15 protein-coding genes are annotated in these 14,246 nt (G+C 62.3%); 2 read left to right on the top strand and 13 right to left on the bottom strand.

Going from position 1 to position 14,246, the window contains the following annotated elements; translation table 11 throughout:
• Positions 1-23: 23 nt before the first annotated feature.
• Genes RWT78_RS04060 through RWT78_RS04025 form a run of 8 tightly spaced genes read right to left on the bottom strand, consistent with a single transcriptional unit; the run spans position 24 to position 7,789 of the window.
• Positions 24-1,121, bottom strand: coding sequence for an acyl-CoA dehydrogenase family protein (locus RWT78_RS04060; RefSeq protein ID WP_064074991.1), 1,098 nt, complete (start codon positions 1,119-1,121; stop codon positions 24-26).
• Positions 1,118-2,311, bottom strand: a complete 1,194-nt coding sequence (locus RWT78_RS04055; RefSeq protein ID WP_003943047.1) for an acyl-CoA dehydrogenase family protein — start codon at positions 2,309-2,311, stop codon at positions 1,118-1,120. Before RWT78_RS04055 ends, RWT78_RS04060 begins: the two co-directional genes overlap by 4 nt.
• 34 nt (positions 2,312-2,345) lie before the next feature.
• Positions 2,346-3,104: a 3-oxoacyl-ACP reductase FabG gene (fabG, locus tag RWT78_RS04050; RefSeq protein WP_065455011.1), complete on the bottom strand. Its 759-nt coding sequence runs from the start codon at positions 3,102-3,104 to the stop codon at positions 2,346-2,348.
• Between the two features lie 45 nt (positions 3,105-3,149).
• The gene (locus RWT78_RS04045) at positions 3,150-4,184 is read right to left on the bottom strand and encodes a phosphotransferase family protein (RefSeq protein ID WP_314674121.1); all 1,035 of its coding nucleotides are present in this window, start codon (positions 4,182-4,184) and stop codon (positions 3,150-3,152) included.
• Positions 4,177-4,959, bottom strand: a complete 783-nt coding sequence (locus RWT78_RS04040) for an SDR family oxidoreductase (RefSeq protein ID WP_095972768.1) — start codon at positions 4,957-4,959, stop codon at positions 4,177-4,179. Before RWT78_RS04040 ends, RWT78_RS04045 begins: the two co-directional genes overlap by 8 nt.
• Position 4,960: 1 nt before the next feature.
• Positions 4,961-6,181, bottom strand: a complete 1,221-nt coding sequence (locus RWT78_RS04035) for an acyl-CoA dehydrogenase family protein (protein WP_019745701.1) — start codon at positions 6,179-6,181, stop codon at positions 4,961-4,963.
• A complete protein-coding gene (locus RWT78_RS04030) occupies positions 6,168-6,971 on the bottom strand; it encodes an enoyl-CoA hydratase-related protein (protein WP_314674115.1) in 804 nt (267 codons plus the stop codon). The genes RWT78_RS04035 and RWT78_RS04030 overlap by 14 nt, the downstream gene beginning before the upstream one ends.
• Complete coding sequence (locus RWT78_RS04025) at positions 6,968-7,789, bottom strand: SDR family oxidoreductase (protein WP_003942864.1); 822 nt, start codon at positions 7,787-7,789, stop codon at positions 6,968-6,970. The genes RWT78_RS04030 and RWT78_RS04025 overlap by 4 nt, the downstream gene beginning before the upstream one ends.
• A gap of 157 nt (positions 7,790-7,946) precedes the next feature.
• Between RWT78_RS04025 and RWT78_RS04020 the strand changes: the two genes are divergently transcribed.
• Positions 7,947-8,423 (top strand): MaoC family dehydratase, encoded by a 477-nt coding sequence (locus tag RWT78_RS04020; protein WP_153211450.1) that lies wholly within the window; start codon positions 7,947-7,949, stop codon positions 8,421-8,423.
• Between the two features lie 73 nt (positions 8,424-8,496).
• Here the strand turns inward: RWT78_RS04020 and RWT78_RS04015 are convergent, their stop codons facing one another.
• Positions 8,497-9,177 (bottom strand): TetR/AcrR family transcriptional regulator, encoded by a 681-nt coding sequence (locus RWT78_RS04015; RefSeq protein WP_054187502.1) that lies wholly within the window; start codon positions 9,175-9,177, stop codon positions 8,497-8,499.
• Positions 9,178-9,314: 137 nt separating this feature from the next.
• Between RWT78_RS04015 and RWT78_RS04010 the strand changes: the two genes are divergently transcribed.
• Positions 9,315-10,817, top strand: a complete 1,503-nt coding sequence (locus RWT78_RS04010; RefSeq protein ID WP_208690157.1) for a class I adenylate-forming enzyme family protein — start codon at positions 9,315-9,317, stop codon at positions 10,815-10,817.
• A 52-nt stretch (positions 10,818-10,869) separates the two neighbouring features.
• On the opposite strand, the gene RWT78_RS04005 is transcribed toward RWT78_RS04010, so the two are convergent.
• The 4 genes from RWT78_RS04005 to RWT78_RS03990 form a co-directional block, all read right to left on the bottom strand.
• Positions 10,870-11,157 carry a putative quinol monooxygenase gene (locus RWT78_RS04005; protein WP_314674109.1) on the bottom strand — a complete coding sequence of 96 codons (288 nt, stop codon included), beginning with the start codon at positions 11,155-11,157 and terminating at the stop codon, positions 10,870-10,872.
• A 55-nt stretch (positions 11,158-11,212) separates the two neighbouring features.
• The gene (locus RWT78_RS04000; protein ID WP_042446307.1) at positions 11,213-11,845 is read right to left on the bottom strand and encodes an HAD family phosphatase; all 633 of its coding nucleotides are present in this window, start codon (positions 11,843-11,845) and stop codon (positions 11,213-11,215) included.
• Between the two features lie 38 nt (positions 11,846-11,883).
• Entirely contained in the window at positions 11,884-12,558 is a 675-nt protein-coding gene (locus RWT78_RS03995) for a TetR/AcrR family transcriptional regulator (RefSeq protein ID WP_019745708.1), read from the bottom strand.
• Between the two features lie 68 nt (positions 12,559-12,626).
• Positions 12,627-14,018 (bottom strand): MFS transporter, encoded by a 1,392-nt coding sequence (locus RWT78_RS03990; RefSeq protein WP_314674104.1) that lies wholly within the window; start codon positions 14,016-14,018, stop codon positions 12,627-12,629.
• Positions 14,019-14,246: the final 228 nt, after the last annotated feature.

The raw sequence follows: 14,246 nt of genomic DNA, 5'->3' as shown, positions 1-14,246 counted from the left end.
TCCAGACAGATAGTGGGTGAGTTTCAGGACGAGATCGGGAGGTCGACCAACTCGGCGAGGCGTGCCCGATGCTGATACGCGGTTCCTAGCGACAGCTGATCGCTCTTCGCCCGTTTGAGGTACAGGTGCGCCGGATATTCCCACGTCATTCCGATACCACCATGAAGTTGGACGCACTCCTCCGCAGCATGAACCGCGACGCCGCTGCAGAATGCCTGGGCCACCGTCGCTGCGATCGCCGCATCGGCGTCGCCGCGTGCATAGGTGTCCGCCGCATATCGTGCTGCCGCTCCCGAAGAGCTGACTTCGAGCCAGAGATCGGCGAGGCGGTGCTTGATCGCCTGGTACGAACCGATCGCCCGGCCGAACTGCTTGCGCTCCTTCACATACGCGAGAGTCGTTTCGAGGCACCACTGAGCTACAGCGAACTGTTCGGACGCCAGAAGTGCGCTTCCACAGAGCAACGCTTCCTCAACCGCTTGCGCCGCATTGCCGCTGTCGACACGGACCGACGACGACCCCGAGAACTCGACGTCCGCCAATCGGCGCGTCATGTCCAGGGACAGAACCGGCGTGACGGTAGCGTCGGCGATCCGAACGGTATGCAGCTCCAGACCGCTTTCACCCGCAACCGGAACAACAAGAACGTCGGACTCGGCGACGCCGGCAACCGTCGTGACGCTGCCGACGAGTCCACTCGCCGTTGCCTTGACAGTAGGTGTGAAAGTTCCTGGTGCAGTGGACAACGGGACGACCAGAGCAGCCGTCGAATCCCCCGCTGCCAATTGACCGAGCACCTCGGTCTCGCCGGCCTTCAGCAACGCCGTCGTCGCCAGCACCGCGCTGGTGAAGAACGGAACGGGAGCGACCGCACGTCCGATCTCCTCCATCACGACCGCCGCCTCACGCGTCGACGCACCTGCCCCGCCCAGTTCCTCGGGTACCAGCAGTCCCGCCAAACCGAGTTCCGACGCCAGCGACTTCCACAGCCCGGTGAAGTCGGCGGACACGTCGTCGTACGCCGTGACCACGGTGTCGGCGCCGGCGCGCTCGCTCAGCAGTCGTCTGACGCTGGCTCGCAGATCTTGTTCGGTCTCGGAGTACAACAGATCGGCGCTCATCGGGGTAGGTCCTTCCAGGCGATGTCCTTGTCGACGCGATGCTCGGGTGGCAACCCGAGTACGCGTTCTGCGATGACGTTGCGCAGGATCTCCGACGTTCCGCCCTCGATCGAATTGCCCTTGGCTCGCAGGTACCGGTATCCGGGTTCCCGCCCGGTGAAGTCGACGGAATCCGGTCGACGCAGCGTCCAGTCGTCGTAGCGCAGACCGGCTTCGCCGTGCAGCTCGAGGTCGAAACCCGAAATCTGCTGAGCCAAACCGGCAAACGCGAGCTTCATTCCCGAGCCTTCGGGGCCAGGCTGGCCGGCGGCGAGCTGCTGGCGCAGTCGCTCACCGGTCAGACGCGCAACTTCGGATTCGGTCCAGAGCCGCATCAACTCGTCGTGCATCGCCGGGTTACGCAGCTCGGGCTCGTCACGCCAGGCCTGAGCGACCTTTCCGATCATGCCTCCCTCACGCGGTGCGCCCGAACCGATGGCAACACGCTCGTTGTTCAGGGTGGTGGTCGCAACCTTCCACCCCTGGCCTTCGGCTCCGAGGCGATTGGCGTCCGGAATCCTGACGTCCGTGAGGAATACCTCGTTGAATTCGGCCTCGCCGGTGATCTGACGCAGCGGCCGGACATCGACGCCCGGGTCGGTCATGTCGCAGATGAAGTAGCTCAGACCCGCATGCTTGGAGCGCGACGGATCGGTCCTGGCCACGAGAATCGCCAGCTGCGCATTTTGCGCGCCCGACGTCCATACCTTCTGCCCGTTGACTATCCAGTCGTCGCCGTCGCGGACGGCGCGGGTAGCGACGGCCGCGAGGTCCGAACCTGCGCCCGGTTCACTGAACAGCTGGCAGTAGACCGTCTCCGCAGTCCACAACGGGCGCAGGAACTTCTGCTTCTGCTCCTCGGTACCGAAGGCGGCGATGGTCGGTGCCGCCATGCCGAGTCCGATCCCGTTCTTGCCGGTGGCCGGGCCGGGTGCGCCGGCGGCCTCCAGCTGAGCGTTCACCTGACGCTGAAAGCTCTGCGGTACACCGAGTCCCCCATGACCTTCGGGGAAATGAACCCACGCCAGTCCGGCGTCGAATCGTGCGCCGAGGAAATCCGACACCGACACACTGTTCGGATCGTTCTCCGCGAGAAGCGTGTTCACCTTTTCGGTGAGATCACGCGATACTGCCTCTTCGTCGAAAGCCATGCCCATTCCTTCGGTTCGAGCGGTGAGCGGACGGTCAGTCCTTCGGTCCACCGGCGACGTAGACGACCTGACCGGAAACGAAGCCCGCGCCTTCACTGACGAAGAACGACGCGGTGTGCGCGATGTCCTCGGGCTGACCGACACGGTTGACCGGGATCTGCGAAGCGGCAGCGGTCTTGAAGTCGTCGAAGCCGACGCCCATGCGCTCGGCCGTTGCGGCGGTCATCTCGGTTTCGATGAATCCGGGTGCAATGGCGTTGGCGGTGACGCCGAACTTGCCCAGCTCGAAGGCCAATGTCTTGGTGAATCCCTGCATTCCGGCCTTGGCTGCGGAGTAGTTGACCTGTCCGCGATTACCGAGCGCGGACGTGCTCGAGAGGTTCACGATGCGGCCGAACTTCGCTTCCACCATGTACTTCTGCACCGCACGCGACATGAGGAACGCTCCGCGCAGGTGGACGTTCATCACCGAATCCCACTCGGCAACGCTCATCTTGAACAGAAGGTTGTCGCGAGTGATGCCGGCATTGTTGATTAGCACGGTAGGTGCACCCAGTTCTGCGGCAACACGATCCACTGCTGCAGCGACCGAAGTCTCGTCGGAGACGTCAGCGCCGACGGCCAGTGCCTGTCCGCCTGCGGCCTTGATCGCGTCGACGGTTCCCGCACACGCCGCTTCGTCGAGGTCGAGCACGGCGACGGCAAAACCGTCTTCCGACAGTCGCTTCGCTACTGCCGCACCGATTCCGCGTGCTGCACCCGTGACAATTGCGGTTCTACGTTCCTGGCTCACTGGCCCTCCATACTTTCGTGATTCGACGGACACCGGACGATCTCGTCAGATCCCGGCCTGATCTGCAATTTCCCTGGCTTTGGCGACCAAGGCGTCAATACGTTCCACGGTGGGAGTTCCGCTCTCGGCGGCATTCTGCGGTTCGTCGCGGGCGCGACGCATCACACCCTCGGCGATCACGGCAATCTTCCACAGCCCCAACGTGTGCCAGAACTTCAGCGCAGCAGGATCCCGTCCGGTGGCCTCGAGATAGATCCGGGAGATCTCCTCTCGCGAGGGGAATCCGGGGAGTGCCGACGCCGGGAAGTCGCCGCCCGTGTTCTCCCCCGCTGCCGGCCAGTACGCCAACAAGCTTCCGACATCCGCCAACGGATCACCGAGAGTGCAGAGTTCCCAGTCGAGGGCCGCGACAACTTCGCCGTTCTGAGCGGAGGTGATCACATTGCGCAAGTGAAAGTCGCCGTGCACCAACGTGGTTTCGGTATGAGCCGGCTGAGCTGCAATCAAGCGTCGCGTGAGATCGTCGAGATCGGGGCATTCCCGCGTCTTCGACTGTTCCCACTGCCCACCCCAGCGCTTCAACTGCCGTGCAGCGTAAGGCTTGTGGCTCGCCAGGTCGTCGAGGCCGGCCTTCCCGAGGTCGACGGCGTGTATCTTCGCCAGCGTCTGAGCGAGCGAGATTCCGATTGCCCGGCGACGATCTTCCGACAACGCCTCCGCAAGATGCATCCGATCGACCACTTCGCCGTCCACGAATTCCATGAGTAGCAGGGGAACTTCGGTGACGGCCGGGTCCTCGGTCAACCCGAATACTCGCGGCGAAGGCACGTCGGTGGATTCGAGAGCGCTCAGGATTCGAGCCTCACGCGCCACGTCGTGAGCCGAGGCCAGCAGATGCCCCAGCGGTGGGCGTCGTAGCACCCAGCGATTGCCGTCCTGATCGCGAACCAGGTACGTGAGATTCGACTGCCCCAAGCCGATTCGATCGAAGGACAACGGCCCGGAAAAGTCGATCCCCAGGCCTGCGATCCACCCGGTGACCGCTTCGGTATCGAGTCCCACTACTCCGACGCTAGCCACCGACGGACGCTCCCTGCCGGAACGGGAGTGCGTCACCCAACAACTGGCCACCGTCGATGGTCATGATCTCGCCGGTGATCCACTGGGCTGCATCCGAAACCAGGAAGGCAATGGCAGCGGCCACGTCCTCGGGTTCACCGATGCGTCCGAGAGCAGTCGACGCGGACACCGCTTCTTCGTGTTCTTTCCACAGAGCTTCGGCGAGTTTGGTTCTCACCACTCCCGGCGCAACGGCGTTGACACGAATCTTCGGTGACAACTCGAGCGCCAACTGCTTGGTGATGTGGATCAGAGCAGCCTTCGACGCGTTGTACGTACCGATTCCCGCCTCGAACGCCATGCCGCCGATCGAAGCGGTGTTGACCACGGAACCACCGTGCTCGCCCATCCAGGCCCGCGCTGCGAGGCCGGTCCACAGGACTGGAGCCCACACGTTGACGTCGAAAGTCTTGGCGAAGCGCGAGTGATCCTGGTTGATGATCGGCCCGAACGACGGGTTGGTGCCCGCGTTGTTCACCAAGATGTCGAGGCTGCCGAAACGCTCGATCGTCTGCTCGACGCACGTGCGGGCAGCATCCTCGTCCGTCGCGTGAGCGCCGACGCCTATCGCGTTGCCGTTCACCTGTGCGGCAGCCGCATCTGCGGATTCCTGTGAGCGCGAAGTCAGTACGACGTTTCCGCCCGCCGCCGCAATCGCCTGCGCGGTCGCGAGGCCGATGCCCCGCGATGCGCCTGTGACGATTGCCGTCTTACCTGTGAGATCCAGTCCTGCCATGTCAGTTCGCCTTGACTTCGCGGTACTTGCGCAGTTCCTGCTTGGCGATGGCGCGCTTGTGCACCTCGTCCGGGCCGTCCGCCAGGCGAAGGGTGCGCATGTGGGCGTAAGCCATCGCGAGCGGGAAGTCGTCGGTGACGCCGCCACCGCCGTGAACCTGGATGGCGCGGTCGATGATCTTGAGCGCGATGTTCGGTGCCGCAACCTTGATGGCTGCGATCTCGGTGCGCGCTTCCTTGTTGCCCACCGTGTCCATCATGTGTGCGGCCTTGAGGGTGAGGAGTCGAACCATCTCGATGTCGATACGAGCCTCGGCGATCCAGTCCTGGATATTCGCGTTGTCACTGACGGGCTTCCCGAAGGTGATGCGGGTGGATGCGCGCTTGCACATCAGTTCCAGTGCGCGCTCGGCCATTCCGATTGCACGCATGCAGTGGTGGATGCGGCCGGGGCCGAGGCGGGCCTGGCTGATCGCGAATCCTTCACCCTCACCGGCGAGAATGTCCTTGGCCGGGACGCGCACGTCCTCGAAAGTGATCTCGCCGTGTCCTTCGCGGTCCTGGTAGCCGAAAACCGGCAGGTTGCGCAGGATCGTGACGCCGGGAGCATCGATCGGCACGACCATCATCGACTGCTGACGGTGGGTGGCGGCATTGAAGTCGGTCTTGCCCATGACGATCAGAACCTTGCAGTTCTGGTGCAAGGCGTTGGAAGCGAACCACTTACGGCCGTTCAGCACGTACTCGTCGCCGTCACGGTCCATACGGAGCTGGATGTTGGTGGCGTCGGAGCTGGCAACCTCGGGCTCGGTCATCGCGAAAGCGGAACGAATTTCGCCTTCGAGAAGCGGCTTGAGGTACTTCTCCTTGTGCTCGTCGGTGCCGAAGAGCGTGAGCACCTCCATGTTTCCCGTGTCCGGAGCGGCGCAGTTGGTGGCCTCGGAGGCCAGGTGGCTGCGGCCCATGATCTCTGCGAGCGGTGCGTATTCCAGGTTCGTCAGGCCGGGGCCCCACTCGGGATGGGGATGGAAGAGGTTCCACAGCCCGCGGGCCTTGGCTTCCTTCTTCAAGTCGTCGATGATCGGCGGCTGGAAGTGCGGGTTACCGGACTCACGCATCTGCTCTTCGTAGACCGCTTCGGCCGGGTAAACGTGCTTGTCCATGAAATCGAGCAGTTCGGCCTGGTACTTCTTGGTGCGATCCGAGAACTCAAACACTGACATGTGAACTCCTGACAGAGAGGGAAGGAAAATTGGGGGCTCGATGTTCGAGATGGCTGTTGACACCCTCGACGACATCCGGGCCGTGAAATGCGTTCAGCATCAGCGATTCCGCACGCCTGGCGGAATCGGTGAAGGTCGAGTGCGCGTCGGCACTCATCTGAGATTTGATGACGGAGAGGGACGTCGGCGAGCAGTTCGCCGCGATGTCCTCGGCGTAAGCAATCGCCGCGTCCAGAACGTCACCGCCGGTGACCAGGTGGTCGATCAAACCGATGCGGTACGCCTCGTCGGCGTCCACCATCCGACTGGAAAGCAGAAGATCGACTGCTCGACTGTGCCCGACCAAGCGGGGCAACATCCAGGAGATGCCGTACTCCGCAATCAGGCCTCGACGCGCGAACGCGGTAGTGAATCGTGTTGCGCTCGAACCGAAACGAACGTCGCAGCACAGAGCCTCGACCATTCCGAGCCCTGCGGCGACGCCGTTGACGGCGGCGATCAGCGGCTTGCGGATGGTGGTCGGGAAATGACGGTCTCGCGGCCGGACAAGATCACTTTCGGAGACTTCGCCGACGTTCTTCAAATTGCCGAGGTCAGCCCCCGAGCAGAATCCTCGGCCGGAGCCGGTGACAACAATTGCTCGGACACTGGGATCTTCGTCTGCCACGGCCAGAAAGTCGTAGTACTGATCTTCGAGCTCGTTGGTCCACGCGTTGAGAACGCGGGGCCGATTGAATGTCAGAACCAGCACCGCTCCTCTCTGCTCGGAGAGAACGAGTTCCTCGGTCATCGTGTTCCCGCAAGGAGCGACGCCTGGTACCGGCGCATCCCGCGCAGCCAACGGTCGTAGTCGGCGCCCTTCTGCCGGTACATGTCCAGCACGTTCTTGTGCGGAAGGATGAGAAACTCTTCGGCATCCACTGCCGCAAGAACGATTTCGGCGCATTCGGCAGGCTCGAGAACATTGCCTGCCGCAAGCACGGCTCCGGTTGCGGCCTTGCCGACCGGATCGCCGGAGTTCTCACCTTCGTAGAGAAGCTTGGTGTTGACGCCCATCGGGCACAGGCAACTGACGCGAACACCCTGATCTCCGTAGGTGATCGAGAGCCACTCGGCAAACGCGACCGCGGCATGTTTGGTCACCGAGTACGCGGCGGACCCGACCTGACTGAGCAAGCCGGCCGCAGAGGCCGTGCTGATGAAGTAGCCCTCCCCGCGCTCCGTCCAGCCGGGGACGAGGAGCCTGGCAGCGCGAATGTGGGCGCGAACGTTGACGTCGATCGTCGTGTCCCAGACGTCTTCACTGATGTCGAGGCCCATGCCACCGGTAACGCCGGCATTGGCGAAGTAGAGGTCGACCGGGCCGAATTCCTTTTCCGCCTGCGCGATCAGGCCCGCAATGACCGTCTCGTCGGAGACGTCGCCACCGGCAGACACGGCCGCTCCGGGACGCTCCGCGTTGATCGCCTCTGCTACTGCCGAAGCTGCTGCCCCGTCCAGGTCAGCCACTACGACGCGAGCACCCTCGGCAGCCAGTCGCTCGGCCAGTGCACCGCCGATTCCCCCGCCGCCACCGGTGACAATTGCTACCTTCTGGGCAACCTTCATGAGCGATTCCTCTCGCTTGCGTCATACCTACGCGCTGACAGTGATCCACGTCTCCCCTCATGTATAGTTGAATCCGGCGTCAGTTTCAACCGTCGAATCGCGACGGTCACCCGAACGGCCCGTTCCGTCCTCCTGAACTGCGAGTAAAGGGATAACGATGACTGAAAACCAATTGCCCGTCCGCCCGTCCACCTTCACCGAGCTCGAGAAGCTCATCGGCCAGGAACTTGGCCCGACGGAGTGGTACGACATCACCCAGGAGCGCATCAACGCGTTCGCCGAAGCCACAAACGATCATCAGTGGATTCATGTCGACCCGGAACGAGCCGCATCGAGCCCGCTCGGCAGCACGATCGCGCACGGACTCTTCAGCCTCTCACTGGGACCCCAGTTCTCCTACCAACTCATCCACTTCGACGGCTTCGCCCACAGCCTCAATTACGGCTACGACAAGGTTCGCTTCCCCGCTCCCGTTCCCGTGGGATCCCGGGTCCGCATGCGCGCAACCGTCGTGTCCGCGGAGCAGTTGCCCGGCGGAATCCAAGTGAAGATGAGCCAGGTGGTCGAGCGCGAGGGTTCCGACAAGCCCGTCGTGGTCGCCGAATCCGTCGCTCGCGTCGTCGAAAAGAGCTGAACCGAAAAGAGCTGAACCGAGACTGGGACGCCCGGCCGCTCGAACATCGATGCAGCCGGGGCGGCCCACCTCGTCAGAGACGGTCGGGGAACTTCAGAGCGTTCGCCCACAGATCGGTCACAGTGGCGACAATCTGATCGAACTCCGGTGAACGCCCGTCCACCTCACCCTCACGAAGGGTGAACAGACTGTAGGCGAGTCGACTCACCATGCCGGACAGAGCAATCGACGCCGTCATCGGATCCAGCGCCGTGTCCGCGATGCCGCGGGACTGCAGATCTGCGATCCCGCGGGCATTACGGCGTATGAACGCATTGGCACGCTCGCTGCGGAACTTCCGGAACTCCGGGTCGATGTGAGCAACCTGCTCCATGAGCCCCATCAACTTCGCATTGCGTTGATACGCGGCCAGATACGCTCGATTACTTGCCTCGAGCACGGCGTACGGATCGTCCGCGCTCGCAACGCGTCCCATGCCCGGGTGCATCATGTCGTCTCGCGCGACCTCGAGGACGGCGGCGAACACCTCTTCCTTGTTCGCGAAGTACGTGTAGAACGATCCCGTCGCGCAACCGGCTTCTTTTGCGATGTCGATCAAACGTGCATCGAGATAGCCACTGCGCTCGAAAACCTTACGGGCAGCAGCAACCAATGCCGCACGCGTGCGTGTCCCCCGCTCGGTGGTCGGTCGATCCCGGAGCAGCGCGGGCGGAGCCACCGGTAAGGCGGCAATTCGCGATTCGTCGTCGAGCACGGTGCGCTCCTCATCCTTCCGATCAACATCATTTTCGGGACAATCCCAGCAGACTCGATGTTGACGCCGGATTCAAGTGTACGCTCTGGTGAGACCCAGGACACACAATCGGTCGATTCCTCCCGAAAGGCAGAACCATGGTTAGCGTTCTCGACCCGGTGACCCGTCACGCGGAAGCCACTCCGGAAAATATTGCAATTCGCGGCACGGATAGTCATTGGACATACCGACAGCTTCACGACGCGTCTCTGGCGTTCGCCGGCCGCATTCGCGACGAAGGGTTGAGCATCGGCGACCGGGTTCTGCTCGCGGCGCCGTCGGTGCCTGAATTCATCGTGGCGTACATGGGGATTCAGGCTGCAGGTTGTGTCGTGGTGCCCATCAACACGATGTCGGCGCAACCCGAAGTCGAGTACGTACTGGACGACGCCGAGATTTCGCTGGCGATCGCCTGGCACCAGCTCGGTCCCGCAGTTCAGGATGCAGGGAGTGCGCGCGGCGTCCCGGTGTGGACGCTCACCGAAGAATCGGCGAAGGCCGACCATCCACCGGCAACGGTGGTCGACCGCGACACAGCGGACACCACGGCGATTCTCTACACCTCCGGTACCACCGGACGTCCGAAGGGCGCTCAGCTGACAGTCGGGAATCTGTTGTCTGCCGGTGAGATCGGCGCCGAGAGCAGCCGCGGAAATCCCTCGGACCGCACCGGTACCGGGCTGCCGCTCTTTCACATCTTCGGCCAGGGTTCGGTCATGATGGCAACCTTCACCGGCGGCGGATCGCTGTCCCTGCTCGCCCGGTTCGACCCGGCCGCCATGCTCGATCTGGTGCGTCGGGACAAGCTCACCATCATGGCCGGCGTCCCCACCATGTGGAATGCCATGCTGCACGCCGCAGCCGACGTGGACAGCTCCGACTTCGAACAACTGCGGATCGCAATCTCCGGTGGCGCATCACTTCCCGGTGAAGTCGCTCGCGCCTTCGAAGCACGGTTCAATTGCACAATCCTCGAGGGCTACGGCCTGACCGAGACGAGCGCATTCGGAACTTTCAACAGCATCGACCGCGTCGCAAAGATCGGATACACCGGCCGCGCCGTACCGCGCACCGAGGTCGAGGTCCGTGATCACGACGGAAATGTCTGCCAGGCAGGCACAGTGGGCGAGGTATTCATCAAAGGACCGACGGTCATGAAGGGCTACTGGAGGCGCCCGGCCGACACGGCCGCCGTCCTGTCCGACGACGGATGGTTCCGCACCGGAGACCTCGGCGAGACCGACGCCGACGGTGACCTTCGCATCGTCGACCGCGTCAAGGACCTCATCATCCGCGGTGGATACAACGTCTATCCAGGCGAGGTCGAAGAGGTGCTCTACCAGCACCCCGACATCATCGAGGCCGCGGTGATCGGTATACCCGACGACTACTACGGCGAGGAGGTTGCGGCGGTGGTGGCCGTGCGCCCAGGCTCCGACCTCGAAGCAGATGACGTCACCTCGTGGGCTCGGGAACGTCTGTCCGCCTACAAGATTCCGCGGGTGGTCCAGTTCATCGACGCGCTCCCGAAGGGTTCGACGGGAAAGATCCTCAAGCGATCGATCGACCGCACCGAACTCCTCGCCCAGAAGCAGAACTGAAAACACAGGTGAACCCCGGCGAGATTTCGCCGGGGTTCACCTGTCCATGCGCTCAGAGTGCGTCGAAGTACTCGATCTGCGGGGCGCCTGCGAGGAAGGGCGCCATCGCCTTTCCCGCGGCCTGGAAATGCTCGGACGATCCATGGGCCTTGATCGCAGCACTGTCGTGATACAGCTCCATGAACTTGTACGAATTCGTATCCGTCTTCGAGCGGATCAGTTGATACAGAACCGTTCCGGGCTCTTCCGTGCGCACCTTCTCGGCAAGTTCGGCGACTACGGCTTCGAACTGTTCGCCGCTTCCGTCTTTGACGGTGATATCCGCGATGACAGCAATCATTCATTCCTCCAAAAGTGTTCCAGCAGTATTCGAGTGTTACCGAGAACCTACAGTTTCACTGCATGGGCAGTAGTCCGAACGTCGATTCCAACTGACTGCGAGTGCTTTCCGCATCGGTGTGGAGAATGCCGGCGATCCCCAATCGTGCCGCGCCGTCGAGGTTCTGTTGCAGGTCGTCGATCATCACGGCGCCTTCGGGCGCTACACCCAGCCGCTCACACGCGATGGTGTAGATCTGACGAGAGGGCTTACGAATCCCTACTTCCGAGGAGATCACCACTTCGTCGGCGAGGTCCTCGAGCACAAAACCCGCGTAGCAATCACGCCCGAAAGCATTGGACACGAGCGCAACAGGGTGACCCGCCGCTCGGACGTCCGCAATCAGTCGCACCATCTCTTCGTCTCGGACAAGCCCGGCCTGCATACGGTCGACCAATCCTTCGCTGTCCACGACGGCGCCGTGCGCTCGTAGCCGTTCCCCGAATCCTGCTTCGAAGGCCTCCTGGTCGATCTTTCCGGATTCGTGATCGGAGAGCAGTTTTTTCGAGACGTCGTCGCGGGAGAGCAGGGTCAACGGAAGTCGTGGGTCGCCGCCAAGCGAGGCCCCGAAATCTTCGAAGGCCCGCAGCACACTGGAGGTGAGAACTCCACCGAAATCGACGAGCACTGCCGTACGCGTGGGTGTCATTGCTCCATCAGACACCAAACATGAACCCGGCGTCAACATCAATTTTGGCGTAGCGAGAATTGCAAAGTGTTGATCCACAACCGGTTGACGGTATCGAGCAGACCGTCGAAGGTCACTCCGGCGGCGCCATCCTCGCCGCCGCGGGATACGAAGTACCCGAACGCAAGTCGACTGATCATCCCGGAGAGTGCCCGAGACGTCAGTAGCGGATCCAGATTCGCGTCCGCCAGTCCGGCTTTCTGCAGCTTCTCGATACTGCGCGCGTTGCGTCGAACAAACGCGTCAGCACGCTCGAGGCGGAGAACCCGGAACTCCGGATCGATGCTTGCTACCTGCTCGAGCAGTCCCATCAGCTTCGCGTTCCGTCGGTACGCCTCGAGGTACGCGCGGTTACTCGCCGCGATGACCTCAGCAGGATCCGCGCCTTTCGGAGTGTGCGGCATACCCGGATGCATCATGTCTTCGCGCGCCAACTCCATCACTGCCGCGAAGATCTCTTCCTTGCTCGCGAAGTAGGTGTAGAAAGTACCGGCCGAGCACTGCGCCTCCACAGTGATGTCGATCAGCCGCGAGTCCAGATAACCGGTCCGTTCGAAAACGGTGCGGGCCGCATCGATCAACGCTCGACGCGTACGCAAGCCACGCTGAGTGGAGGGGAGTTCCCGTGACACTGTCGACGAAGCATCTTCGGAGCCTGTGCGTGCTGCAGCCATGCTCCAGTTATACGTCAGACGCCCGCTACCGGTGACCGATAGCGGGCGTCTACTCGAAACCGAAAGAGTTACTTGGCGTACAGGTGCGCGCCCGGAATTGCGTTCGGATCGTCCCGAACTTCCTTCGGGTTGGTCTCTTTCAGCACCCAGGCACTGAAGAAGGTCACCAGACCCATGAGGGCTACGAACACGGCAACCCATGTAGTGGTCCCGGTCTTCGCGATGAGTGCCGTCATGATGAACGGAGTACCACCGCTGACCGTGATCGCCGCCAGTTGGTACGCCAACGATGCTGCCGAGTAACGCACGTTGGGCGCGAACAGCTCACCCATGTACGCAGCGATCGGCCCGTAGGTCATCGACTGGAACACGCTGCCGACTGTCACCGCGATGAAGAACAGCGGCAGGGACCTGGTGTTGATCAACCAGAAGTACGGGAATGCCCAGACCACGATCGCCGCGGCGCCGATCAGGATCATCGGACGACGACCGATCTTGTCGGACATCTTCCCGGACCACAGCACCACACCGACTGTCAGCAACGCACTCAGGAGCGAGATGATGAGCAGTGAGTTCCGCTTCAACCCCAGTTCGGTTGTGCCGTAGCTGAGCACGCCGGCGATGCTGATGTAGAACAGTGCATTGGTGGCGGCCAGAAGTCCGCAACCGAGCAGAATCTTGCGCCAGTGATCCTTGAGCGCCTGCGCCAGTGGAGCCTGAACGACGACGTCCTTTTGGTTCTTCTTGGCGTCTTCCTGCAACTCGAGGAATTCCGGTGTGTCCTCGACCTTCGTCTGGATGTACAGAACCACGGGGAAGAGCAGCGCGCTGGCGAAGAACGGAACCCGCCAACCCCAACTCAGGAATGCTTCGTTGGAAATGGTCGCGGTCGCGACGAGGAAGACCAAGTTGCCCAGCACTACACCGAACGAAACACCCATCTGACCGAAAGTGCCTGAGAATCCGCGCTTCTTGGGACTCGCGGATTCGGTGAGGAGAAGGACGATTCCGCCCCACTGGCCACCGCAGGCGAGACCTTGGATGAATCGCAGTGTCACGAGGAGAATCGGAGCGACTACGCCGATTGCCGAAGCACTCGGAATCGCGCCGATCAGGAACGTCGCGACAGCCATCAGCAACAGGCAGGTGACGACGGCGGGCTTACGTCCGTACTTGTCGCCGAAGTGTCCGGCGACCAAACCGCCGATGGGGCGGGCAACGAAGCCGGCCCAGAACGTACTGAACGAGAGCAATGTGCCCATCAGTGCGGATGAATCGGGGAAGAACACATGCGGAAAGACCAGTGCCGCAGCCGTTCCGTACAAGAAGAAGTCGTACCACTCGATGGAACTGCCGAGCAGTCCCGCGCCGAGAAGTTTGCGGTGCGCTTTCTTCTTCTTCCGTTCCTGATCGGACAGGCCCCCTGCCTGCGTGTTCGAATCCACTGCCGATCTCGTCATGGGTTACTCCTCGATGGGTCGGACGCTCGTCGCGCCGGGAGTTGAGAAGCGGAACCGGGCCAGAAGTAGAAACTGACACCAACTTCAACTCTGTGGCGTTGCGATCAGTCTGCGATACAAAAAGAGTGATGTCAATCACTGAAATGCATTGCCGCATAGGGGACTAAATCCCCTACCGATGCTCGTCAGCCACCACGACGAATGGCCGGCTCACCTTGTCGGCGGCCG

This window comes from uncultured Rhodococcus sp., assembly GCF_963525155.1.
GTDB classification, from domain to species: Bacteria; Actinomycetota; Actinomycetes; order Mycobacteriales; family Mycobacteriaceae; genus Rhodococcus_F; species Rhodococcus_F qingshengii.
Note: the sequence above shows the minus strand (reverse complement) of the source record. Positions and strands in the feature narration are given on the sequence as shown.